At 61.9% G+C, this 23,199-nt stretch carries 18 protein-coding genes; 7 read left to right on the forward strand and 11 right to left on the reverse strand.

From position 1 onward, the window contains the following. Positions 1 to 7: 7 nt before the first annotated feature. The 4 genes from V5738_RS02940 to V5738_RS02955 form a co-directional block, all read right to left on the reverse strand. Positions 8 to 961, reverse strand: coding sequence for an ABC transporter substrate-binding protein (locus V5738_RS02940; protein WP_423822912.1), 954 nt, complete (start codon positions 959 to 961; stop codon positions 8 to 10). A gap of 1,637 nt (positions 962 to 2,598) precedes the next feature. Then, entirely contained in the window at positions 2,599 to 3,057 is a 459-nt protein-coding gene (locus V5738_RS02945; RefSeq protein WP_423822913.1) for a nuclear transport factor 2 family protein, read from the reverse strand. 5 nt (positions 3,058 to 3,062) lie between these two features. Beyond that, entirely contained in the window at positions 3,063 to 4,199 is a 1,137-nt protein-coding gene (locus tag V5738_RS02950) for an alkene reductase (RefSeq protein ID WP_423822914.1), read from the reverse strand. A gap of 32 nt (positions 4,200 to 4,231) precedes the next feature. After that, on the reverse strand, positions 4,232 to 5,221 hold the full coding sequence (locus tag V5738_RS02955; RefSeq protein ID WP_423822915.1) for a TIGR03571 family LLM class oxidoreductase: 990 nt from the start codon (positions 5,219 to 5,221) through the stop codon (positions 4,232 to 4,234). 111 nt (positions 5,222 to 5,332) lie between these two features. Between V5738_RS02955 and V5738_RS02960 the strand changes: the two genes are divergently transcribed. The 3 genes from V5738_RS02960 (at position 5,333) to V5738_RS02970 (ending at position 8,108) form a co-directional block, all read left to right on the forward strand. Continuing rightward, positions 5,333 to 6,247, forward strand: coding sequence for a LysR family transcriptional regulator (locus tag V5738_RS02960; protein ID WP_423822916.1), 915 nt, complete (start codon positions 5,333 to 5,335; stop codon positions 6,245 to 6,247). Between the two features lie 100 nt (positions 6,248 to 6,347). Then, positions 6,348 to 7,094 carry an SDR family oxidoreductase gene (locus V5738_RS02965; protein WP_423822917.1) on the forward strand — a complete coding sequence of 249 codons (747 nt, stop codon included), beginning with the start codon at positions 6,348 to 6,350 and terminating at the stop codon, positions 7,092 to 7,094. A 168-nt stretch (positions 7,095 to 7,262) separates the two neighbouring features. Further along, complete coding sequence (locus tag V5738_RS02970; protein ID WP_423822918.1) at positions 7,263 to 8,108, forward strand: transposase; 846 nt, start codon at positions 7,263 to 7,265, stop codon at positions 8,106 to 8,108. Positions 8,109 to 8,306: 198 nt separating this feature from the next. Here V5738_RS02970 and V5738_RS02975 read toward each other — a convergent pair whose 3' ends face one another. Then, entirely contained in the window at positions 8,307 to 9,161 is an 855-nt protein-coding gene (locus V5738_RS02975) for an aldo/keto reductase (protein WP_423822919.1), read from the reverse strand. Between the two features lie 510 nt (positions 9,162 to 9,671). On the opposite strand from V5738_RS02975, the gene V5738_RS02980 reads away from it, so the two are divergent. Further along, a complete protein-coding gene (locus V5738_RS02980) occupies positions 9,672 to 10,235 on the forward strand; it encodes a hypothetical protein (RefSeq protein ID WP_423822920.1) in 564 nt (187 codons plus the stop codon). A gap of 114 nt (positions 10,236 to 10,349) precedes the next feature. Here V5738_RS02980 and V5738_RS02985 read toward each other — a convergent pair whose 3' ends face one another. The 3 genes from V5738_RS02985 to V5738_RS02995 are packed head-to-tail and all read right to left on the reverse strand — an operon-like array spanning position 10,350 to position 14,465. After that, on the reverse strand, positions 10,350 to 11,630 hold the full coding sequence (locus V5738_RS02985) for a WD40/YVTN/BNR-like repeat-containing protein (RefSeq protein WP_423822921.1): 1,281 nt from the start codon (positions 11,628 to 11,630) through the stop codon (positions 10,350 to 10,352). A 2-nt stretch (positions 11,631 to 11,632) separates the two neighbouring features. Continuing rightward, the gene (locus V5738_RS02990) at positions 11,633 to 12,862 is read right to left on the reverse strand and encodes a hypothetical protein (RefSeq protein ID WP_423822922.1); all 1,230 of its coding nucleotides are present in this window, start codon (positions 12,860 to 12,862) and stop codon (positions 11,633 to 11,635) included. Next, positions 12,849 to 14,465, reverse strand: coding sequence for a hypothetical protein (locus V5738_RS02995; RefSeq protein WP_423822923.1), 1,617 nt, complete (start codon positions 14,463 to 14,465; stop codon positions 12,849 to 12,851). The genes V5738_RS02990 and V5738_RS02995 overlap by 14 nt, the downstream gene beginning before the upstream one ends. Before the next feature lie 711 nt (positions 14,466 to 15,176). Between V5738_RS02995 and V5738_RS03000 the strand changes: the two genes are divergently transcribed. Beyond that, complete coding sequence (locus V5738_RS03000) at positions 15,177 to 16,220, forward strand: NAD(P)-dependent alcohol dehydrogenase (RefSeq protein ID WP_423822924.1); 1,044 nt, start codon at positions 15,177 to 15,179, stop codon at positions 16,218 to 16,220. 376 nt (positions 16,221 to 16,596) lie between these two features. On the opposite strand, the gene dbpA is transcribed toward V5738_RS03000, so the two are convergent. Further along, on the reverse strand, positions 16,597 to 17,991 hold the full coding sequence (gene dbpA, locus V5738_RS03005) for an ATP-dependent RNA helicase DbpA (protein WP_423822925.1): 1,395 nt from the start codon (positions 17,989 to 17,991) through the stop codon (positions 16,597 to 16,599). Positions 17,992 to 18,631: 640 nt separating this feature from the next. Between dbpA and V5738_RS03010 the strand changes: the two genes are divergently transcribed. Together V5738_RS03010 and V5738_RS03015 are read left to right on the forward strand one after the other, a co-directional pair. Further along, entirely contained in the window at positions 18,632 to 18,931 is a 300-nt protein-coding gene (locus V5738_RS03010; protein ID WP_423822926.1) for an ArsR/SmtB family transcription factor, read from the forward strand. A gap of 60 nt (positions 18,932 to 18,991) precedes the next feature. After that, the gene (locus tag V5738_RS03015; RefSeq protein WP_423822927.1) at positions 18,992 to 20,005 is read left to right on the forward strand and encodes a zinc-dependent alcohol dehydrogenase family protein; all 1,014 of its coding nucleotides are present in this window, start codon (positions 18,992 to 18,994) and stop codon (positions 20,003 to 20,005) included. A 443-nt stretch (positions 20,006 to 20,448) separates the two neighbouring features. On the opposite strand, the gene V5738_RS03020 is transcribed toward V5738_RS03015, so the two are convergent. Together V5738_RS03020 and V5738_RS03025 are read right to left on the reverse strand one after the other, a co-directional pair. Further along, the gene (locus V5738_RS03020; protein WP_423822928.1) at positions 20,449 to 21,306 is read right to left on the reverse strand and encodes a hypothetical protein; all 858 of its coding nucleotides are present in this window, start codon (positions 21,304 to 21,306) and stop codon (positions 20,449 to 20,451) included. Between the two features lie 374 nt (positions 21,307 to 21,680). Next, positions 21,681 to 23,153 (reverse strand): sugar porter family MFS transporter, encoded by a 1,473-nt coding sequence (locus V5738_RS03025; protein ID WP_423822929.1) that lies wholly within the window; start codon positions 23,151 to 23,153, stop codon positions 21,681 to 21,683. Positions 23,154 to 23,199 lie beyond the last annotated feature (46 nt).

The following is a 23,199-nucleotide window of genomic DNA, read 5'->3' on the forward strand; positions in this document are numbered from 1 at the left end:
ATCGGCATTAACCGGAAATATTCAAAGCCTTACGATAGGCCTGATAACCCGAGGATCCGTCTACGGTGTTCACGCCTTCAAGCCAAGTCTTGACTGTCTTCGGATGGGTTTTGAGCCAGTTCTTGGCGACGGTTTCCAGGTCGCCTTTTTTATAGCTGTAATTGTAGATCCAGCGACTTTGCGTTCGAGTCTTGATACGGACCTGGCTCAGAAAACGCGCGACGTTGGGTTGGTTTTCAGCCAGATCGTTGCTTACGATCGTCAATATATGGCTTTTGACTCCCGCGACTGCGCTGTCCTTACGGCCTTTGAGATATCGCATCTTGATATCGATATTCATCCAATGCGGGCGCCACCCTATGAATACCACCGGCTCGTGGCGTGAGACGGCCCGTTTGACCTGGGTGAGCATCACCGCGGTACTGCTGCCCACGAGGTTGAATTGGCCCATGCCTTCGTCATCTTCTTTGATGGCGGTGGACACGGCGTTGTTGATCTCGCTGCCCGACTCGATGCCGTAGATCTTGCTTTGAAAGCGCTCGGCGTGGTCGGTCAGATCCTGGACCGAATGAATACCGTCGTCCCAGACATAGTCGGGCACGGCCAGTCCGATTACTCCGCCGCTCAAATTCGAACCGAGATTTGTGACCTTGTGATCGGCCAGCAGCGGGTCGACCATTTTTTTCTCGGTCGGCATCCAGCCACCGAGATAGGCATCCAGATTGCCGCTCGCTAGATCCCGGTAGATAAACGGTACACCCAGTTTTTTGGCTTGGGTCTGATACCCCAATGCCTGCAAAAGCGTTTCCGCAACTTGCGTTTTTACTTTCAAACCAGGCCAAGGGGGAGTGCCGAAATGAATGGTTGGCGATGCGGCCTGGGTCGTGCCTGCCATCAGGAACCATAATGTCAGCAGGCTGAGAAGTTTGGAAAAACGAGATATACGGAAAATGGCTTTCATTTATTTCAAATCTCCAAAGATGCAAATAAAACTGCTAATGACCGGGCCTGAGTCGCGCTGGCGTTGGGCGATCCCAGACCAGCGCGTGCGCAATCGAAGGCGGGTGCGGTTGACCCGCTCGCGTTCGAGGTCTTGCTGAGCCGGTCTTTTATAGAACCTGCTCGACCCTCGGGCTGAAATGCTCGAACGGTACTGGGCCGTAATCGGGATCGAGGGGCGCGCCATGGATCACCGCAATACGCGGCATTCTCGTAGGCTGGATAATCACGATAGGCAACGCGGGGACAGCAGGCGAGGCCGTAAGGCGTGGATCCGTGGCTGACCCGTGCGAGCGGCGCGACGTGGTTCATCGAGCGCTTGTTCCCGCAGCTGTGGCGCAGTCAATAGCTGCCGATAGTCTTTAAATTGGTGCGCCAAACGTGGGCTATCGGGCTCGAGCGTGGTGTCGAATGACTCGCGCATCGCAATGGTTTGTATCTCGATAAGAATCGTATTCGGGGCGAATCGCTTAGGACTGGAAGCCATCCTGACAAAGCGCTACGTCGTTTATTTGATTTTTAGGGATCTATATTTGACGAAAAAAGACGTAATTGTCGGCCAAGCGACGACTATAGCCATATTCATCCGCGGGTGTCGCCAATTTTGGCGCTCGGCTAGGCCGTTCGTGATTATGGGGCAGGCTGAGAAGGGAGGGTAAGTTGTAACGGCCAGGCAGTAAGAAAAAACGGCGTATGCGGATTTTATAAAAATGGGTCTGCAGTGGTTCGGTTAAGTACGCTTCTGCTCGAACGAAGCGATGAGCGCGTCAAGGTAATAGGCTTTTTATGCCGCCCGGCGCGGTATCGATGGGGCGTGACAACGTATGGCGCGTTGCCGGCATCGATAGCCACATTGCCTGCGAGTCTTTCAGGCTATTCTATGCAGCCTGAGTAACTCTACGTAATGGATTTCGTGCATATCGCGCGGACCTGTGATCGATTAGCTTGATGCGCAATGATTGATCCAATTTTTGGACAGAGAATGAGCGTACATCGACTGCCGCCAGCTGATCCGGTGGCCAAGCCCGGTCTTGTGACATGGCGCCAGCGCTATTGCGAAATCGCGCCGCAGCCCACTAAAGGGGTATTGCGCGCCTGGGCCGGCGCGCGTCGCCCGCGCCCGTAATGACCAGGTTTCCGCCATAGTCGGCACTTAACCCATATTCAGAGCAGAGGCCGCGCGATCTATTCGAGCATCACGTCATACGTTGTGAGCCTCGCTTCTGGCCGTTACGACGTAACCTTCGTTCGATCCATAAAATAACGACCAACTAGCCGTCCTTATCCCGACCGATATGGAACAGCCCCACGAGCGCCGGGGCGCCGGGGCGCCGAAATGTTTGAGCTGTTCGTTGCTGTGGCGGCGCGCGTTTCGGTGGTCGGCTTGTTCAAGGTGTGGCTGACGGGGGCGCGAAAGCGAGAGTTTTTTAATCGGGCCAGTTGCCCCTATCGCTCATCAAGCCGATGAGCGATAGGGGCAGGCCGATGGTTAACGATGCAGACGGTTGCGCATACAGCGGTTCAGGCGGGATCGCACAGGGGCCAGCGCTGCCTGGCCGAGCCGTTCTAGTGGGCGTCGATCGTGCGATAGCCCGGGTATTACGCCGTCGATGCCTCGGGTGGCCAGACGACTGCGAGCTGAGAATGCTCGATTCGCCAGCCGTCGGCAGTTTTCCGGTACCGATCACGATACAGCCCGAGCAGCAGCAGCGGGTTCGGATCTGGCTTCGAGGCGGTCTCGAAATCGATCAGATAGCACTGGCCTTCGGCGGTATCGGGACTGGTCATCTGAACTTGGTGGTTGGCGACGACATGCAAAAAGGGATACCGACCGCGGTGGTCCCGGTCGAAGCTTTGAAAGGCGTCGCGTAGCCCGGCTTGAATATGGGCCAGGCCCTGCATCGTGCCGATCGTGAGCTGGAGTTCGGCATCGGGGGTGAATACCTGGTCCAGAGCCGCGATGTTGCCGCTATCGAGATGCTGTGAATACGCCATGCGGAGCTCGCGGATGGCTTCCCGGTCCCGCAATTCGGCGATGTATTGTGGTTCTGTCGACATGTTGATCAGCCTGTTCGTGTTTCTGAATGGGCGTTGGCGATCGCCTCGGCGTAGGTCGGATAGTCGGTGTAGCCGAGTTCGCCGATCGGGCCATAGAACGTATCGCGATTGGGTTCGGCCAAGGGTTGGTCGCGGCGCATACGCTCAACGAGATCCGGGTTGGCGATGAACGGTCGGCCCATCGCGATCAGATCCAGGTCGCCGTCGACCAGGGCCTGCTCGCCGGTGTCTCGATCGAAACCGCCGGCTGCGATCAGCGTGCCGCTATAGCGTTGGCAGAAGTCGGCCGCGAAGCCGTCCGGCATTTTTTCGGCGCCGAGGGTGAGCTGGTCGCTGAGATGTACATAGGCCGGGTGGCGGGCCTCCAGTTCGGTGGCCATGGTGACCCAGGTTTCGGCTTCGTCATCGAAGGCGGCCAGATCGTTGAACCGACCGAAGGGCGAGATTCGGATGCCGGTTTTGTCGGCACCGACTTCGGCGATCACAGCATCCAGGGTTTCCAGAACGAAACGCAGCCGATTGGCGATCGAGCCGCCGTAGCGGTCGCTGCGGTCGTTGAGCGCACCGTTGATGAACTGGTCGAACAGATAGCCGTTGGCCGCATGAATTTCGACCCCATCGAACCCGGCATCAATCGCGGTACGGGCCGCAGTGGCGAAATCCACGACCAGGTCGGTGATCTCGTCGGTGGTCAGCGCCCGCGGGGTATCCGGTGCGACCATGCCGGGCTCGCCGTTGTCGTCGCGGGCGAAGGAGCCGGCATTGACGGCGCGGTCTGCGGTCGGGCCGACCGGCATACCTGCCTCGGGCTGGAGCGAGTGGTGCGAAACGCGCCCGACATGCCAAAGCTGAGCGAAGATACGGCCGCCGGCTGCATGGACTGCATCGGTGACCTGCGACCAGCCTTCGGCCTGTTCGGCGGTGAACAGCCCAGGCGTATAGAGAAAGCCGCGGCCGGCGCGCGAAATCGGTATGCCTTCGCTGATGATCAGGCCGGCGCCAGCGCGCTGGCTGTAATACTCGGCTGTAAGGGCATCGGGAATCTCGTTTTCAGCGCGGGCCCGGGTCATGGGCGCCATCACCACGCGGTTGGGCAGGCGCAGGGTGCCGAGGTCGTAGGGCTGGAAAAGTTGTCCGGTCATGTAGTGTCTCCAAATCGATATAGGGATGAAAATCAGGCTGAGGCGGTGGCGGGGCCGGTCAGCGTTGGGAAATGCGGCAGCACATCGCGTACGAGATCCTCGAGCAGCTCGGGATGCGGGCGGCGTGTAATGCGCGGGTTGAGCGCGATATGGTGGATACCGGCCTCGCACGCGGTGGCCATGAACTCGGCCAGCGCCTTGCTGCCGGTGCGAAAGCCGGCGCGCAGCTGCTGCATCGGATGGTCGCGGTCGGCCACCAGATCGAGAAACCCGGCAATGCCTAGCGGTTTCAACGGGCTGTTGGCGGCCGGCATGGCCTGCTGATGCCACTCCCAGGCAAAGCTCGGCAGCTGTGAGGCCGCCGGCGACGGCGCGAAATGGCCGTCCAGATGTTTTGCGATCCAGGCCATGGATTGCTGCGAACGGCCGATCGCGATCGCCGGCGTGCGCCCGTAAGGCGGTTTCGGGAGCAGGTCGAGATCGCCCTCGGCATGGCCGAAACGCGGCGAATGGAAGCGGGGAAAGCTGTCTTCGAGCACGCTGCGATAGACGGCATAGGCATCGCGAAAACGCTCGCCGCGGCTATCGAAGTCGATATCGAACAGCGGGTATTCCGGCGGGCGGTCGCCCGAGGACAGCCCGTGTATGAAGCGGCCCGAGGCAAAATGATCGATCGAGGCGACCTGTTTGGCCAGCATCTTCGGCTCGCGTAGCGGCAGCACCGTGCCGGCCGTGCCAAGTGCGATATCGCGGGTTTCGCGGGCCAGGGCCGCGATATAGGTCAGCGGCTCGAAGACCTGGCCAGCATCACCGTAGCGAGGATCGAAAAACGGCACATCGCGCATCCAGAGCGCGCTCAGGCCAGCCTCATCGGCCGCCCGGGCCCGGGCGAAATGATCGTCCATGGTCGGGATCGGACGGTTGGGGTAGGTCTCGAGCGGCATGATCAGGCCGAGCGTGATTCGGCCCGGCGCGAACAGTCGGGCAAAGCCCGGATGCGCCGTTGCTTGTGAGCGATGCATGTTCATAGCCTGGTTCGCGGTTTCCGACGAGGTTCAGATGCGTACTTTATATCCGTTGCCAGCGGCTATAATCGGGGTTATAGGAATTTCATTTCGTCCTCATATTCCATAATGTCAACGCCTACCGATCTCGATGGCCTGATCGAATTCGCGACCACCGTGCAGGCCGGAAGCTTCACCGCGGCCGGCCAAAAGCTCGGGATGACCGGTTCGGCGGTCGGCAAGAGCGTGTCTCGACTGGAGGCGCGGCTGCGTACGAAGCTGTTTCATCGCACGACCCGTCGGCTGACGCTAACCAACGATGGCAGTGAGTATTTCGAGACTGCTGCCCGGGTGCTCGGCGATCTGAACGATATCGAGCAGACCTTGGCGAGCCGACGCGATACCCCGGCTGGGCTAGTGCGTCTGGAAGTGCCGGGGGTGTTCGGCCGTCGTCATGTGCTGCCGGTGCTGAATGCCTTGTCGGCCCGTTACGAACAACTCGATTTCTCGGTGATGTTTAGCGAACGAACCGCCGATATCGTTGCCGAGGGCGTGGATCTGGCGGTACGTATCGGCCGGCTCGACGATGAAGGCAACCTGGTGGCGCGCCGGCTGGGGGCACAACGCCTCGTAATTTGTGCATCGCCGGCCTATCTGGCCGTAAACGGGCGGCCGGCGAACCCGAGCGAGCTGCTTTCCCGCGATTGCATCGTTGGCTGGAGCCGGCGCAGCGAGGCGCGCTGGTTACTGTGCGATGCCAGCGGCCGGGTCATGACCCAGCCCGTGCACGTACGCCACGAATTCAGCGATGGCGAAGCCCTGGTGTCGACCACGCTGGCCGGCAATGGCCTGTGTCAGCTGCCTACTTGGTTGGTTGCCGACGAGCTGGCCGACGGGCGGCTAGAGACCGTGCTCGACGATTATGCCGGCGCCGAAATGCCGATTCATGCCCTCTGGCCGGCCAGCCGCTATCTGACGCCAAAAGTCCGGGCGGTTATCGATGCGCTCATACAGGCCAGCCGTGACAGCGGTGGTTTCGGCTGAGCAAGCGCGCTGGGCCTGTGCGTCGGCAAAGCGCGCATGCGATGCTTGGCCCACTTTGGATCTTTGAAATCGCAAGCGCAGTAATGCAAAGGAGCACATTATGAGCAGCAATCGTCTGGCCGATAAAGTCGCGCTGATCAGCGGCGGCGCCGGCGGTATGGGGGCCTCCCATGCACGCGCGATCGTGGCCGAAGGCGGCCGGGTTGTTATCGGCGATCTCGCGCAAGAAGCAGGAGAGGCTCTGGCCCAGGAACTGGGTGAGGCCGCCGTGTTCACACCTCTGGACGTCACCGATACCGAGCAGTGGGAACAGGCTGTCGCAACGGCACAGGCCCACTTCGGCCAGCTCAATGTATTGGTCAATAACGCGGGCATTCATAGCGGCGGGCCGACCGAGCGGGTCTCGGATGCCGACTGGGACCGGATCGTAGGGATCAACCTCACCGGGACCTTCAAGGGGATTCGTGCCGCGATTCCAGCGCTCAAGGAAGCAGCCCCCAGCTCGATCGTCAATATATCCTCGACCGCCGGTTTGAAGGGTTTTGCCGACGCCGCGGGCTATAACGCGACCAAGTTCGGCATCCGCGGTCTGACCAAAGCGGTAGCGGTCGAACTTGCCGACAAGGGCGTCCGTGTCAATTCTGTTCATCCGGGCAACGTGATGACTTCGATGATCGAAGGGCTGTATGCCTCCTTCGATCATGTGCCCATGAAACGGGCTGCAGCGGCTGAGGAGATATCGAATCTGGTGGTATTTCTAGCCAGCGACGACAGCTCGTTCTCGACCGGTTCGGAGTTTGTCGCCGACGGTGGCGAAACCACCGGGATTCCGGATCTGTTCGACTGAGCGAGCAGTGTGTTGGACCACACCGGCTGCCGATCTCTAGCGCTCGGCAGCCGGTGTGGTCATGCTGGTCCGATCGAGTCTGGAGTGGTCAGGAAAATCAAAAAGGGTCAGGTCTTGCTTTGTGCGTTTCGGTGCTAAAATAATCGCAAACCCAAGCCGTATGCTGCTATGGCTCGTCCGCTTCGCCTGGAATTCGCCGGTGCGCTCTATCACGTGACCGCGCGTGGCGATCGCAAGCAAGACATCTATGAAGACGATGAAGATCGTCACGCCTTTTTGAGCGTATTGGCGGGGGTGGCCGAGCGCTTCAATTGGCTCGTGCATGCCTATTGCCTGATGGACAATCACTACCATCTGCTCGTCGAGACGCCGAATGGCAATCTGTCCCAGGGCATGCGCCAGCTCAACGGGGTCTATACGCAGTACAGCAATCGCCGACACGACCTTAACGGGCATCTATTTCAGGGGCGATACAAGGCGATTCTGGTTCAGAAAGACGCGTATCTTCTGGAAGTGGCGCGGCATGTGGTGCTCAATCCGGTACGCGCTGAGAGGGTTCGCAGCGCAGGCGACTGGCGGTGGAGCAGTTATCGGGCCACAGCCGGGCGCTGCGATATGCCGGTCTGGCTGAGGACCGACTCGATTCTCTCGGCGTTCGCCGAACAGCGTTCCGATGCAGTGATGAAGTATCGCCGTTTTGTAAGTGCAGGGCGGGGCCAGTCGGCGCCATGGCAATCGCTGGCCAATCAGGTGCTGCTGGGCGATGCGCATTTCGTTGACGACATGCAAAACCGCTTGCAACAGCAGAACCAGGACTTCGCCGAGGTGCCGCGACGCCAGCGTCCCGGCCGCGCGCGGCCGTTGGCCGATTACGCCCGCGCTGCCGGGAGCCGAAACGAGGCCATTGCAGCGGCCTATGCCTCGAACGGCTATAGCATGAGCGAAATCGGTGCCCATTTCGGGCTGCATTATTCGACGGTAAGCCGGATCATCAAGACCCAGGAAGCGAGGTAGTCGGATGAATGGCTGGGGCTCGGCGACTATGGCTGAGAGTGGGCCGAAGACAGTCCGGTCGTGGATAGCAGGTTGGGGCGTGAAGAGCCGCTGAGCGCGGCCTGCCGGTAGCGCCGTAAACCCGGCAAAGCAAGGCCCGGTTCTCTCGGGTTTGCGAAAGAACCGGGCTCGACACCATGCTGGCTTATGCGCCCTGCGTTACTGGAAAACCGGGAAGGCGCTGGCCTCGCCGTAATCCTTGATCGGCGCCATATTCTTCAATGTATCCATGTCCTGGTCGGCGATCACGAAGTCCACATCAGCATTGTTTTTCATGTGGTCTGGATTCGCCGTCTTGGGCAGCGGCAGCAGGCCCAGCTGCAGATCGTAGCGAATGCACAGCTGCGGCACGGACACGCCGTACTGCTTGGCCATCTCGGCGATCTGTTCGTTCTTGAACAGTTCGCCGTGCCCGACCGGCGAGTAGGCCTCGACCAGCAGGCCCTTGTTCTGCGAATACTCGACCAGATCCCAGGGCGTATTGCTCACATGCGCCAAGATCTGGTTGACCACGGGCTTGATCGTGCAGGACTCGAGAATGTTATCGATATCCTGCTCATTGAAGTTGGACAGGCCGATCGCGCGTAGCTTGCCGGCCTGCTGGGCTTCTTCGAGCGCGCGCCAGGCCTGCTGGTTGCCTTCGAAAAAGCGATCCGAGCTGCCGAAGCTGTCCCAGGGCTGCGGGCTATGGATGATCATCATGTCGATGTAATCCAGACCCATGCGCTCGAGCGAGCCATTGATGGCATCGACCGCGCCTTGGTAGTCCTTGTACTGGGCAGCCAGCTTGGTGGTCACGAACATCTCGTCGCGGCTGACACCACAGGACTTGATGCCCGCGGCCACTTCGGCTTCGTTGCCGTAATCCTGGGCCGTATCGATATGCCGATAGCCCATTTCGGCGGCGTCCTTGACTGCCTGTTCGGTATCCGCGCCCTCGACGAGCCAGGTGCCTAGCCCAAGCTTGGGAATTTCGACGCCATTGGCGAGGGTATAGGTCTCTTGTAACAGCATGATCTGTGCTCTTCCTTTTAGGTTTTATCCGGGGCCATACTAAAACAAAACAGCCCGTTTGTTGTTAGTACCACATATTTCATCGTGGGCTGCGGCCACTAACCCGGTGGCCTTCGTTGGACGCCCGTAGCCGACCACGGTGCGTTGCTCGGCCGTGGCGGTTGATACCCGTTTGCCGAACATGATGCGTCATCGGCGTCGCGTCAGGCGGCGTCTACGAGCCGAAAGGGGCGATTGGCACTCTGGGTGCCGGTAACGCCCCACCAGTCGATCGATACAAGACAATGGCTTATAGCGTTACCAGCACCCGAGCCGGTGCAAGATCTAGGGTAAAAACGTTTCATAAGCGCTGGGCCGACTTATGCCTATGGCCCCACAGTATCTCGGCTCTGGTTACACTCGGGCTATGGGCGTCGATCGGAGTATGGAGATCGGCCGCAACCCAGTCCGAGCTTGGGCACAGGCCGATCGGGCCGGCGCTGAGCCAAATCGACTAGAAAAGGACATCTCGTGAACCGAGCCAAGTTGGCGATAGCCGCGATCACGGCGCTGTGGATCGGCCAGGTTCTGGCTGCTGATGCGCTGTTCGTACCGGGGCAAGCTCATGAAACGAGCTGGGCGACGCTGGCCGAACACGATCATCGCCATAAGACAGTCGTGGGTGCGCTATCCCGGGATCAATCAATGGAGATGCAGATCGCGTTCGAGCAGTTGATCGGCAGCCCCCAGCTTTTTCTCAAGCTGTTCGATGTACCGGCTCAATCCTGCGGCGACGCGAAAGACGACGGCGAGCCCATGTCGAAAGCATCCGCGAAGACCGAGGCGATGACGATCAATGGCCAGCAGTATTCAGCGACCGTCGATTGCGACGACGGTTTTAGCGCCTATGTATTCCACGGCGAGGCCGCAGCGCATGCGATCACCCAGGCGTTGTGGCATGGCGAGACTGTCACCGTCGGCCTGCCCTCGGGCGATGGCATCGAAGAACACCGGTGGTCGGCCGAGAACTTCAAGTCGTTGGCGGCCAAGAGCGTCGAGGCCTATGAAGACAAGCCGGCCCATCACGGGCAATAATATTCATTTTCAACCGGCTTTATCCGTGGATTGAGCCGGTTTTCGCTGCGGCGTCTCGATGTATCGAAACCGCCGTGGCCGTGCCAGCAGGCGCCCGATCGCTATTGTTATGCGTTATTCGGGCCGCAGCCAGCGATAGCTGTAATAGCCCTGACGATTGCGATAACCAAAACGCAGGATGCCGGCCCCGGATGGATCGAACAGCATGCGTTTACTAAAGCGGATATCGTCCATCGCCCGCCAGTGCTGACCGCCGTCGTGGCTGACGGCCAGATGGCGGCCATCACCGCGGCTGCGGCTAAGCATCAATAGCCGGCTGCTGCCGCGCAGCGATTGCATTGGATCGTCGCCGCTAGCCCTGAGCGGTTGCCAGTCGCCGCGACGCAGACGATACAGGGTATAACGCTCGGGCTGCTTGGCGGCGAAAATGCCGAATAGCTGACCGTCGGGGCCGTTTTCCAGATCGGAAAACGCGCCGTCGTATTTCGTAGCGGTAAGGATCTCGCCGCGATGAGCATCGACCTGGTAGATCACCATATCCGGGGCGCGTTGGTAGCGGCCGCCGGTCACGGCATAAAACCGGCCGCTATCGTCGCTGTACCAGTCGAAAAAGTCGGTCATCGTATCGGTGTAGAGCGAGCCGCTGAGCAGTTCCGGAGCGTAGTGCATCAAACGCTTGGCATCGATCAATACCCGCCAGCTGTGGCCGCCATCTTCCGAGACATACAGGCGTTTGTAGCCGTCGACCCAGATCCGGTCGCCGTCGACGGCGACGATCTTCGGTACATGGGCCTTGGCCAGAACCTGCTGGGCAGCGACCCGCCAGTGGTGACCGAAATCACTGGATACGAAAACGGTTTTGTCGGACACGTCGGGCAGTTCGGTGACCAGATAACAGTGCCCGGCGCTGTCGCAGCGCATCGCCTCGATCTTGCCTTGTAGGCGGGCAATCACCGCGATCTGCTGGCCGTTGCTGCGGAGCAGATAGGTTAACCCTAGCGGGTGGCTTCGTCGCATTAGACGCGCGATCTGGCGCTGCCGATTGTTGTCGTCGGGCTTCGGTGGGGTGACCAGACAGTTGAGTACCGGCTGGGCGGTGCCCGCCGTGACTTGGCCGGCCGCACGGCACTGGCGCCGGCATTCGCCCTTGCTGGCACAGGATTCGGCCTCGGCGTCGCGGCCGTTGGAGTTGAGGGTGAGCAAGGTGTCGGGGCCGGCCGCGGCAGCTTCCAGGGAATGCCAGTCCAGGGGCTCGGCCAGTTTCATCTCCAGGGTCTGGGACGGCCCGCGTTGCCAGCTATGGGCATAGCCGGCCATGAGATACCAGTAGAAACCAAAAACGCTGTAGCACAGCAGTGCCGCAAGCAGCCAGGGGCGAATCCAGACCGGTACCATGCTCAGGAGAACTCGTTGATCGAGGCGCTACGGCCCTGGCGCAGTCGCCATTGGAAGGCCAGCGCCAGGATCTTTTCGATCGGGCGTTTTTCCCGACTCCGATAATAAACACCATGGATTCGGTCGGCGATCAGCCCGAGACCGCTGAACAGCAGCGTGATCATGAGCAACACGGCGCCCCCCATATGCAAAAGCCCGATCCAGTCCCAGTAATCGGGGCCCACGCCGCGGGCGTACCAGCCGTAAAGTTCCGTGCCGAACCAGGTGCCGACTATCAGCATCAGGAACAAGACGCCGAACGTCAGCACGGCGCGCCGGATGGTCGGGGTGTACGGCGTGCCTTTGTAGGACACATGGGCGATGCCGTCGCTTTCGTTGAGCAGGCCGCGTACTTCGCCATCGGCCAGTAGCGTGAGTAGGGTCACCCGGTCGCCGCCGGCGACGAACAGGGGCGCTTTTCGAATCAGCACCGGGTCGATGAATTGTCGCCATTCCGAGGCGCTGGCACGGATTGCGAACGATTCGCCTGCACACTGGAGGTGATAGTGATACAGACTGTAGCGATAGCGTCCGCTGCCATAGGTTTGTAGCGAGACCTGCACGTTGCTGATCGGGCCTTCGAGCAGGGCGAAACCGTTATGCAGGCCGTTGGCCAGCTGCAGTTGGTCCGGCGGCGAAACGGTTGGCGGTTCGCAAAGCGTAATGTCTTCGCCGGCCTGGAAGGCTGTCATGGCGGCGCGCAGCCGGCGTCGGCCCGGATGCCAGTCCAGGACCAGCCGATAGACTGCCCAGGCAAGGGTGAAACCAGCGGTTGCGAACAGTCCGATCTTCAATAGCAGCAGAGCGATATTGGCGCCCGCGGCAAATGTGAGCGTCAATAGAAAAGGCAGTACCGATAGCACCAGCGCCAACGGCGGCAGCCAGCGACGACGATCGTCTGGCATGGCCCAGAGCTTGCCGTTGGCACGCCCTAGCCAGTGTAGCCAAGCGCTGCCATCGCGCAGGCGATGGGCACCGATGACGACTTGCTCGCCGCGGCGCAGGCCGTGGCGCATGGTCTGCGCATCGAACTGGCTGCGATCGAAGAAAAACACACCGCCGTCGGTGGTCAGCCGACAGACGGTCGTCGCGTTGCCCATCGACAACTGTGTGAGATCGCGACAGGCTACGCGTACGCAAAACACGGCGCCGGTGCGCTGCGGCATCGCCGCGACGGATTCAGTGATGGCCATCTCGACCTCGACTGCTGTCGGTTCCGGTGGCTGTCGCGCCGTGGGACAGCTCGACCGTGCCATCGTCGAAGCGCTGGCTTTCGAAGCCGGTGGTATCGATGCCTCGGTCTTCGAAGTCGGCTTTGATGGCTTCGACTGCGGCCGTGAAGTTCTGCGACGTCATGCCGTGATAACGCGAGCTCGTCACCACCAGGCGCGGCTGTGGGGTCATCTGCAGCCAACGCGCGATGATCGGCATGGGCAGCCGGCCGTTGAACTGGTCGAGTTTGGCGGCGATATCGTCGGTGTCTTGGTAGCGGATTCGCCAGCTTATTTCAGGGGCAGCACTCGGGCGCCCCTGCCCGGATCGATCCTGGTCCTGTGCCGGCTTCTGGCCGGGAGCCGATTGCGGCGGCAGCAGGAAAAAATACAGGGTGTGTTCGCCGGGCAACGGGCGCTGGGAGATCTTGGAATACGAAGCCAGGGTGACGGTGCCATCGTGTTGTAGACCCATCCGATAGCCTTCGGCTTCGCCATGGGTCAGAAAACGCTGGATATCGCCGGCGGTGTTGATCATATCTAGCATGTCGATGCCGATATTGCGGGCGTTGATATTGGGCGCGAGCACGGGCTTGAGTGGTTCGCTGTCGACATTGCCCCAGCGATAGACCGGGCCTTTCTCGGCGATCGCCCGCTGTAGGCGGCCGGTGGTGCGGTCGAGCGCCTCGGGCGCGTGCTGTTGTATGTCGTCGAGCGGGCCCGGGGCAATCATCGATTGGATCGTGCCGGGGTCGCAGGCCCGGATGGCATAGCTTAAGGGCAACAGCACCGCAGCCAGCGCGATCCATTTACGATGCTTGACCATCTGTTGACGGAAACGGCGATCGGCATCGCGATTGGCCCGACTCATGCGCCCGGCGGCTGCCGTATCGCGATCATGCTCCGGCCGAGCGTCAGCGGCAGCCGCACCATTTGGCCTGCGGCGACTTCCGGCGTCCTGTGAAGCCGAGGCCGGACGCGACCGGGCCGGGGAATCGGCCGTATCTGTGTGGCGTGGCGCGGTGGCCGGGTGATTCCGTGCCGGGGCAACAGGTGCTTCACCGAACAGCCCGTCCTGCCCCGGCAGGGCCTGCCGCGCGGGACTTTCGTTGTTCGCGCCGGCGAGCGCGGCCTCGATGAACGCGACAAAGTCCAGCAGATCTTGTCGGTAATGGCGCGCATCGAGATGAAAGCGCAGCCGTCGGCGATCGGCGAGCGCGAGCTGCAGGGAAGGCGCGTTGCATTCCCAGCGCCACAGGCGCGTATCGCGCCCGGTTTTATAGTCTTGTATATCGGTAAAAGCCACACGGCCGAACAGGCGGGAGTCGAAGCCGGAGTCGTCAAAGCGCACGACTTCTTCTTGGCCTCGGGCGGCGCCGGCGCGGTAGGTATAGACCGCCGCGGCGAGCAGCCAGATGGCGATCGCAACGCCGGTGCTGATCAGCGCGCTCGACGGCGACGCCTGGTTGTAGACGATCGGCAGGCTGATCGCGAGCAGGATCAAACCGCAGACCCACACCAACACCGCGATACCGCGTAAATCGGCGCGATCGTGGTGATAGCGCAACTGCCCCGGCGGCGTCATAGGATCGTGTTGTCGATTGTACTGCCCTCCGTATTGCGCTTGGAAAGCGCAGACCCCCTGGCGCTGTCGGCATTCAGGCCAAGCCTCGATACCCGGTCTCGCTGTCAATCACCGACCGGGTATCCGCCTATCGCGCACGGCGAATATTACGATCGACCGATAGTCTAGACAACCGAGCCCTTGTGCGGCTGTGGAGAGTGCGTGTGCCGGGTAGGTCGGTGCTAAACACGTTCGGCGAGATGCGAATTGCCGATCGTGGTGGTCGGATCACGGCGGCAATGCCGCGTCGTACGGCGCATCCGGAGCGTTTTGGGCGCCGCGGCTATTCGGCGACAATCCAGTGCTGCCGGTCGCGAACAGGGACGACAGGTCGGCATGCCCAGCGGCTGGCCGCAAAACAGTCGCTGACGCGCTTCGCTCGGTGCCGCAATCTATCCGTCGCTGGTCGTCCGGTGGTTCGGCCACCCAGTGATCGGTGTTGGCGGTGGGTTCGAATCGGGCCCCGGATGGGCACTTCGATAGCCCGGATCGAAATAGCGCCGGGCATAGGCGACTTAATGCCCGGAGGCAGGATGAATCGGCATCGATCGCGACCTCGTGGGCTGCGGACGAACGTACAGCCCAGCGGCCGTACTGCTCGAAAAGTCGCATGGCGTGCCTGTTGATATTGCTGTGCAATGCATATAAATAGCTATTGGCGAGCATATTGTCATGAAGGCAGTTCGGTATAACGGCGCTGGGCAGGCGCCCTCCCTGGAAGACGTTGCACGGCCGAGCCCGGGCCCGGGCGAAGTGATCGTGCGTATCGGCGGGGCCGGGGTCTGTCACTCGGATTTGCATCTGATCGACGAGGATCAGGGCTTTCCCGCTGGCTTCACGCTCGGACATGAAAACGCTGGCTGGGTCGAAGCCCTGGGCGACGGGGTGAGCGGTTTATCGGTCGGCGAGGGCGTGGCGATCTATGGGCCCTGGGGCTGTGGCCGCTGCCACGCCTGCCAGCTGTCGATGGAAAACTATTGCGAAAACAGTACCCGGGGCGAGGCCGGCGGCGGCCTGGGCTTCGATGGCGGTATGGCACCTTATATGCGGGTGCCGGATGCCCGGCTGCTGGTGCCGCTCGGCGGTCTGGATCCGAAACTCGCGGCCTCGCTCAGCGATGCAGCCCTCACGCCTTATCACGCGATCAAACGCGCCCTGCCTAAACTCAAGGGCGGCGATACGGTGGTCGTGCTCGGCATTGGTGGGCTCGGCCATATGGCGGTCCAGCTACTGCAGGCACTGGCGCCGGTGCGCATCATCGCGGGCGATGTAAATTCGGACAAGCTTGCCCAGGCCCAAGAACTGGGCGCCGACCATACCGTGAATACCGGCAATGCCTCGGCTGCGGCCGAGGAGATTCATGCCTTTACCGAAGGCCGCGGTGCGGCCATGGTGCTCGACTGTGTCGGCCTGCAGGCGACTTTCGATCTGGCGCCGCGGATTCTGGGTGTGAACAGCGTTTGGACCGTGGTTGGGCTCGGTGGCGGCATGCATGAGTTTCGCTTCGGCAGCCTGCCGTTTGGCTGCGAACTGTCGATTCCGTACTGGGGCACGCGCAGCGAACTGATGGAAGTGATCGAGATGGCCCGCGATGGCCTCATTCACGTGCAAATCAGCGAGTTCGCGCTCGACGACGCCGTAGCGGTCTACGACAAACTGCGGGCCGGTGATATCGTCGGGCGGGCCGTGCTGGTCCCATCGGCGGCCGATGGCTGATCGGTGCGCCGGCTCTGGCGAGCCTGGGCGGCGTGGCCTGCTCAATCATGGCTGGCGCCGGCCATGTGGTTTTATAACCCAGGATCACAGAGGCCGGCCCGGGCTCGATCCCCCGAGCGGGCAGCGCGGCTGGCGCTTAGCGGCGCGATGAGGCCCGGGGCCGCGACGGCAGCCCCAACGACGAGCGGACCGAGGTTTCGCCCAAGGGCTGTATGCAGGCCCGACCCATATCCGGCGAGTCGCGAGCCGCCGACTGGCGCCGTGGCGCCGATCGAGATGAGCCATACCGGCCGATGCGATCGGCACACGACTCATGGCCCGGCTTGGCATAAAAACGCAACCGACTCCGACCGTTCTAGCCCTGGGGCGGCGAAGACTACTGGTCGCTCAACAAACCGACGCGAAACCGACGTTTTTTGATGCCGGTCTGACGGAGGCGATCGCGGGTGGCCCGGGCCTGGGCACGAGCCACGGCGACATAGGTACGAACGGTGGTGATATCGATCTTACCGACCTCTTGACTGCCGAGGCCGCCATCGCCGGTCAACGCGCCGAGGATATCGCCGGGCCGCAGTTTGTCGCGCCGTCCGCCCTGGATCACCAGGGTCGCCATCGGCGGTTGGCTGCGGGCGGAGTCGGCGCTATCCGGCCACCGCGACCAGGTCAGCCGAAAGCCGCCGGCCGCGGCGATGCGCTCGGCACGGTCGCGTTCGCGGGGGGTACAGAATGACACGGCCCGGCCGGCTTCACCGGCTCGCCCGGTGCGACCGATGCGATGGGTGTGGGTATCCACATCGCGCGCCAGGTCGACACTGACCACCAAGGCCAAAGAGGCGATATCCAACCCGCGGGCGGCCACATCGGTGGCCACCAAAACGGTACAACTCTGGTTGGCAAAGCGTAGCAGCACTTCGTCGCGTTCGCGTTGCTCGCGATCGCCGTGCAGGGCCAGTGCGGTCACGCCGCGTTGATTCAGGTAGTGGCTCGTGCGATCGACGTCATCGCGTCGATTACAGAATACGAGTGCTTGGGAAAACCCCGGCTGGCGGCGTTGGGTATCGGCCAGAACGCGCTCGAGCAGGGTGAGTTTGTCGTTGTCCTCGACTTGATAGAAGACCTGGGCGATGCGCTGGGGCGGGCCGTCGCCGGCGGTGGCCGTAATGCGCTTGGGATCGCGTTGCAGCTCGGTAGAGACCTCGCGTATGGCGTCGGGCCAGGTCGCCGAGAACAACAGGGTCTGGCGCTCGGCAGGCAGGCTGTTCGTGATCGTGCGGATATCGGCGATAAAGCCCATATCGAGCATGCGATCGGCTTCGTCGAGTACCAGTGTCTGCAGTGCGCGAGTGTCGAGGCTGGCACGCCGTAGATGGGCCAGCACCCGACCGGGCGTGCCGACGACGATCTGTGGCGGCTGCTCCAGCGCATTGATCTGGGCCCGCATGGGCGCGCCGCCACAGAGCATCACCAGCTTGACGTTCGCGATGGTCGCAGCGAACTGACGCAGCGCCTGGCCGACCTGGTCGGCCAGTTCGCGGGTGGGGCAGAGGATCAAGGCCTGGGTTTCGGCGCGTTCGACAGCCAGCGTATTGAGCAGGCCCAAACCAAAGGCGGCGGTCTTGCCACTGCCGGTTTCGGCCTGGGCCAGCACGTCATCGCCGGCGAGAATCGCCGGCAGGGTCTGTGCTTGCACTGGTGTCATGCGCTCGAAACCCCGGGCAGACACGCTATCGATCAATTCGCGACGCAGCGCGAGGGTAGTGAAGTCGTTCATGCGACATGATCGCACGGTGTTGACCTGGCCGGGTGGTCCGCGCCGATAGGCAACCGGCGATGCGAGCAGGCCGGGATGGACGAGGTCACCTCGAATTGGCGCCGCTGAAGGCCGCGGTACCGGGACCACGGGCCGGATAAGCCGTCTCGTGAGCCCCTCAGACGAGCGCATCGAGGCCTGGCCAACACCGAGTTATCGCTGAGTGCGCACAACGCGTGCCGGTATCGGCGGCGTCTGGGACGCTTCCGAGCCCAAGGCGTGCTGAGGGGCATGCGAGCCGCGCCCGGGCTGCCAGCCGGGGCACCGCGAGTGTGACCTCCGTGAGCGGCAACGCGGGATTGCGGCCCAATAACCGTTGTTTCGAAGGGGGCGTCCTAAAGCGCCGAGCCGTGCTATGCGCCTTGTCTGCCACGATTTGGGGCGGCAACGCGGCGCTCGCACTAGGGCCAAACTGAGCCTGGTTTGCGGCCGGACACAGGCTGTTTGGGTTGTCGGGGGCATTCGGGGGCGGCGACCACATAGACGGCGCAGGTGGTTGTCCGGGGGTGCGCTCTGGGTCGTGGCTAAAACCCAAACCGTATCTGTGCCCGCCTTTCCCAGACCGGAGACAGGCTATCGGGAAGCCGTTATCGTAGGCGTGATGATGGTGGATCAACTCAAGGCATTGGCCAACGACACCCGGCTGCAGATCATGGCTTGGCTGCGTGAGCCGGCGACACAGTTTCCGGCCCAGGATCATGGGGATCCGGTCGGTATCGGCGTGTGCGTCAGCCATATTCAGCACAAGGCTGGGCTGTCGCCTTCCACGGCCTCGACCCATCTGGCGATCCTGCAGCGCGCCGACTTGGTATGCGCCACCCGTATCGGTAAGTGGACGTATTATCGCCGGAACGAATCGGCGATCGCGGCTTTGCTAGACGACATGCGGGATGCGGTCTGATACATTAGACTTAACATTTCGTCAGTTTGCGAAATGACGAATCATAAAAGGAGTATCAAGATGTCCAATCAAGCGATTGTCGTCGGCGCCGGTAGCGGCTACGACCAGGTCCGCAGCGAACAGCGCGAAGCCCCGGCGCCGGGCCCGGGTGAAATCACCGTTCGGCTCAGGGCGAATTCCCTGAATTTCCACGACTACGCCGTAGTCACTGGTCTCTGGGGCGGTTTTGCCGAAGACCGTATCCCGATGGCCGACGGCGCGGGCGAGGTCGAAGCCATCGGCGAGGGCGTGAGCGAGTTCGCGGTCGGTGATCATGTGGTCAGCACGTTCTTTCCGACTTGGCACGACGGCGAAGCCGAGGTCGAAGGCTTCGATACCGTGCCCGGCGACGGCATCGACGGCTATGCCCGCGAGCGGGTGACCCGGTCGGCCCAGGCGTTCACCCACGCCCCGAAAAACTATACCGCCGCTGAAGCCTCGACCCTGACCACGGCTGGCCTGACCGCCTGGCGAGCGCTGATGGAAGACGGCGCCCTGCAGCCCGGTGAAACGGTGCTGATCCAAGGCACTGGCGGGGTCTCGATCTTCGCCCTGCAGTTCGCGAAAAGCTGTGGCGCGACCGTGATCGCCACCTCCTCGAGGGCTGACAAGCTGGAACGCCTGGGCGCGCTCGGCGCCGATCATCTGATCAACTACAAAGAAGATGAGAACTGGGGCCAGACCGCGCGCGATCTCACCGGCGGCCGCGGGGTCGATCACGTGGTCGAAGTCGGCGGCCCGGATACCCTCGAGCAATCCATGACGGCCGTCCGCGTAGGTGGCCATATCGCTGTGATCGGGGTATTGACCGGCGTAGCGGGCGAAGTCTCGCTGATGCCGATGCTGGCGAAACAGATTCGTCTGGAAGGTGTTCTGGTCGGCAATCGCCGCCAGCAGCAGGATATGGTCCGGGCCATCGAGGCCAACGATATCCACCCGATCATCGACCAGCATTTTCCGCTGAGTGAACTCGCCGAAGCGTTTCGCTATCAGGAAACCAACCAGCACTTCGGCAAGATCTGTCTCGATATCTGATTCACAGCCTACGGCCTTGATGTCAGAACCTGCCCCGGCCCTACGGTCGGGGCTTTTCATATCTATCGATCGACGGGCCCGGCCGGGACCAGCGGCCTCGAAAACCATTGGGGCAGCCGCGGCCCGTCGGGCGACCGGGGCCCGGCGTATCGACCATTCGGGTTGGCGCTAGGGCATGTTGGAGTGTCATTCGAGCGCCGCGGCGCCGCCCTAAATCGTGGCAGCTGAGGCGCGAGCCGCCATGGCGTGCCCTGGTCAAGCCGGATAGCACGGCCCAACAAGATTAAAAGCACAACCCTTCGAAACAACGGCTGTTGGGCCGCAAGCCCGCGTTGCTGTTTACGGACGTCACATAACGACGCCGCACTTGCGGCGCCTCGGTTTGCAGCCCAACAGCGCTTGGCACGGGCTCGCACGCCCGCTCAGCACGCCCTAGAGAGGGGCTAGCCGGCTGCAGCAAAGTCGAGCGCAACGTCGCGTACGCGGTCGATCGTCCAGCCGATATTGAAAGTAAACGGTCGGCCGAGCTTGGCTATGCGGTTGTTGCACTTCTCTGTGCTACCCCGTTCGGCCATGCCGCCGTGGCTGCCGAGATCGATCGCCTGGCCGATGACCCCGAAATCCAGCCGCACATAATGCAGTTCGCTCGAAGAGAATAGGTTGCTTTTCGGCTGGCCGAAGAACTCGAATCGGCCGGCCTCATATGCCTGTTGCAAAGGCTCGTATTCGAAACGGATCTGATCGTGTTGAACGGCCGCGGCGAATGCGGCGCTATCGCCCGTTAACGGCGGCTCGAAATTCAGACGGACCGTGCAGTGGGTCGGATAATCGCCGGGATTGGATTCGATGCCGTAGCGATAGTGCTTGCGATACACCAGACTGGCCTGGTCGCTGGCCCGGAGATGGGTGGCATCACCATGGGCCACGAACCCATCCGGCCAGTTCTGGCGGGCAGCCTGTAGGGCGTCGAACGTCTCGCGGATGCGCTGGCGCTGGGAGGCATCCAGTTCGTCCAGAAAAACCACGCGGGCCCGGTAGCGATGCGTGATGACGGTCACATCGCCCTTGGGATGCCGGATCTTCTTGGGCGCCATCGATTCGATGCGCACCTTGCCGAATTCATGCAACCGTTCGTGGATGGAGTCGCGCAGGCTTTGAGGAAAATCCCGCATGCCGTGGCTCAAAGGATCGTGTTCGCCAAAGTCGAGAACCGCGGTGGCACTCGGCTGGCTACAGCCGGCTAGACCGGCCAGGCTGATCGCTATTGCTGTGTAGGCAGTACGCATCGATAGCGACGGCATATGTTTCTCCGGGGCCTAAGCAGTGCGGGTTCGAAGATTACAACAATACCGGTATGGGCCGCTCGTTCGATGCGCCTTGGGGGCGGGGCAGGGCTAAGAAAGCGGCTATGACGCTGGCCCGAAAACGATGGGGCCTGCTGGCTCCCGGGGCCGGCTGTCTGGTCGACCGAACCTGTCAACAGCCCAAACGGCGGGCGCATCTCAAACGATATCTTCGATTCGCTATTGCAGCGACGCGGTAGGCGCTTGGTTAGCGTTTAGTGGCCGGGTCGGGCGCATATCGTATGCCGTTGATTATCGAGCGGCTCCGCCGGCGCCGAATGCGATGGGGCATCGGGCGCCGACGGGCCGGCTCTTTTACGCTGGCGCGCTGTTTAGTTCGCCGTCGCCGGTTCGCCGTGCGTGCGGCCGCGGCGGAATTTGTCGGCCATCAGCGATTCCATTTGCTCCAGCGGTACGTTGCGGGTCTCCGGCACGAAACGCCAGACCAGCAGCAGGCTGATCACGCCCATCGCACCGAACAGCCAGAACGCGAAACCGCCGTTGAAATGCGACTGCAGCCATTCGCTGCCACGCATCATCGGGAACGTCTGGGCCACGATGAAGCCGGCGGTCCAGTTGGCGCCCATCGCCCAGGACATCGCTGCGCCGCGAATTGCGTTCGGAAAGATCTCGGATAATAGCGTCCAGGTGCAGCAGCCCCAGGAGATAGCAAAGCCGACCACGAACACCATGATCGCGATCATGGCGGTATAGCCCTGAATGCCGAGCCAGAACACCGTACCCAGCAGGGTCATGCTCGCTACGCAGGCGATACCGCCGACCGACAGTAAGGCCCGACGGCCGTAACGATCGATAGCCAGCATGCCCAGCAGGTTGCCGACGATGAATACGAGCCCGATATAGCCGGTCTGCAACAGGGCGCTGCCGGTCGAATCGGTGACCTTGGACAATACCGTAGGCGCGTAGTACATCACGACGTTGATGCCGGAAAACTGGTTGGCTGCGGCGATGAACACACCCACTGCGGTAATGCCCATCATGATCGGCTCGCGTAGATTGCGCCGCGACGTGCGGCGTTCGTCGCGACGCTGGCGATTCATTGCCCGGCGACCGCTTTCCTCGCCCCCGTGCAACGATTGCCGGACATTGTCGATGGTCTGTTCGATTTCATCGCGGCTGGTGAAGCGCGCCAGGATCCGCCGGGCGCGATCCAGCTGGTTGTTCATCACGCACCAGCGCGGCGACTCAGGCACCAGAAACAGCAGCACACCGAACAACACGGCCGGGATCGCCTCCGAGCCCAGCATCCAGCGCCAGCCGACGTCGGCCAGCCAGGCGTCGGTCATGCCGCGGGCAATGAAATAGTTGGTAAAAAACACCACGGTCTGGCCGACCACGATCGACTGCTGGAACATGCTCAGCGTGCGGCCGCGCCAGCGTTCGGGGGTGAGTTCGCCCATATACATCGGCGATACCAGACTGGCGATACCCACCGCCAGGCCGCCGACCACGCGCAGAATGATGTAAAAAACGAAGTTGGGGGCCAGCGCCGAGCCGATGGCAGAAATTAGAAACAACACGGCGGCGGTCATCATCGCCTGACGCCGGCCGAGAACATTGGCCAGCCAGCCGGCCATGGCGGCGCCAAAGATACTGCCGACGACGACGCTCGATACCGCCCAGCCCTTGAGGGTCGACGATAAATCGAAGTGCTGGGCGATCGAGTCGATCGCGCCCGAGATCACGGCCGTGTCGTAGCCGAACAGGATCCCGCCCAGCGAGGCCACCAGACAGATCGTGAGAATATAGCCAAGGGCGGAACGCCCTGAGTCTTGCGAGGACATGCCGATGTCCTTTCCTTTTTAGTCGGATGCGGTCTGCGACTTTAGT

Origin of the sequence: Salinisphaera sp. SPP-AMP-43 (assembly GCF_049568105.1) — a bacterium.
In the GTDB taxonomy this organism is placed as follows: domain Bacteria; phylum Pseudomonadota; class Gammaproteobacteria; order Nevskiales; family Salinisphaeraceae; genus Salinisphaera.

Bases quoted from the DNA above. Each gene is read 5' to 3' on its own strand.
- V5738_RS02940 (WP_423822912.1), bottom strand. From the start codon at position 961: ATGAAAGCCATTTTCCGTATATCTCGTTTTTCCAAACTTCTCAGCCTG.
- V5738_RS02945 (WP_423822913.1), bottom strand. From the start codon at position 3,057: ATGTCGACAGAACCACAATACATCGCCGAATTGCGGGACCGGGAAGCC.
- V5738_RS02950 (WP_423822914.1), bottom strand. From the start codon at position 4,199: ATGACCGGACAACTTTTCCAGCCCTACGACCTCGGCACCCTGCGCCTG.
- V5738_RS02955 (WP_423822915.1), bottom strand. From the start codon at position 5,221: ATGCATCGCTCACAAGCAACGGCGCATCCGGGCTTTGCCCGACTGTTC.
- V5738_RS02960 (WP_423822916.1), top strand. From the start codon at position 5,333: ATGTCAACGCCTACCGATCTCGATGGCCTGATCGAATTCGCGACCACC.
- V5738_RS02965 (WP_423822917.1), top strand. From the start codon at position 6,348: ATGAGCAGCAATCGTCTGGCCGATAAAGTCGCGCTGATCAGCGGCGGC.
- V5738_RS02970 (WP_423822918.1), top strand. From the start codon at position 7,263: ATGGCTCGTCCGCTTCGCCTGGAATTCGCCGGTGCGCTCTATCACGTG.
- V5738_RS02975 (WP_423822919.1), bottom strand. From the start codon at position 9,161: ATGCTGTTACAAGAGACCTATACCCTCGCCAATGGCGTCGAAATTCCC.
- V5738_RS02985 (WP_423822921.1), bottom strand. From the start codon at position 11,630: ATGGTACCGGTCTGGATTCGCCCCTGGCTGCTTGCGGCACTGCTGTGC.
- V5738_RS02990 (WP_423822922.1), bottom strand. From the start codon at position 12,862: ATGGCCATCACTGAATCCGTCGCGGCGATGCCGCAGCGCACCGGCGCC.
- V5738_RS02995 (WP_423822923.1), bottom strand. From the start codon at position 14,465: ATGACGCCGCCGGGGCAGTTGCGCTATCACCACGATCGCGCCGATTTA.
- V5738_RS03000 (WP_423822924.1), top strand. From the start codon at position 15,177: ATGAAGGCAGTTCGGTATAACGGCGCTGGGCAGGCGCCCTCCCTGGAA.
- dbpA (WP_423822925.1), bottom strand. From the start codon at position 17,991: ATGAACGACTTCACTACCCTCGCGCTGCGTCGCGAATTGATCGATAGC.
- V5738_RS03010 (WP_423822926.1), top strand. From the start codon at position 18,632: ATGATGGTGGATCAACTCAAGGCATTGGCCAACGACACCCGGCTGCAG.
- V5738_RS03015 (WP_423822927.1), top strand. From the start codon at position 18,992: ATGTCCAATCAAGCGATTGTCGTCGGCGCCGGTAGCGGCTACGACCAG.
- V5738_RS03020 (WP_423822928.1), bottom strand. From the start codon at position 21,306: ATGCCGTCGCTATCGATGCGTACTGCCTACACAGCAATAGCGATCAGC.
- V5738_RS03025 (WP_423822929.1), bottom strand. From the start codon at position 23,153: ATGTCCTCGCAAGACTCAGGGCGTTCCGCCCTTGGCTATATTCTCACG.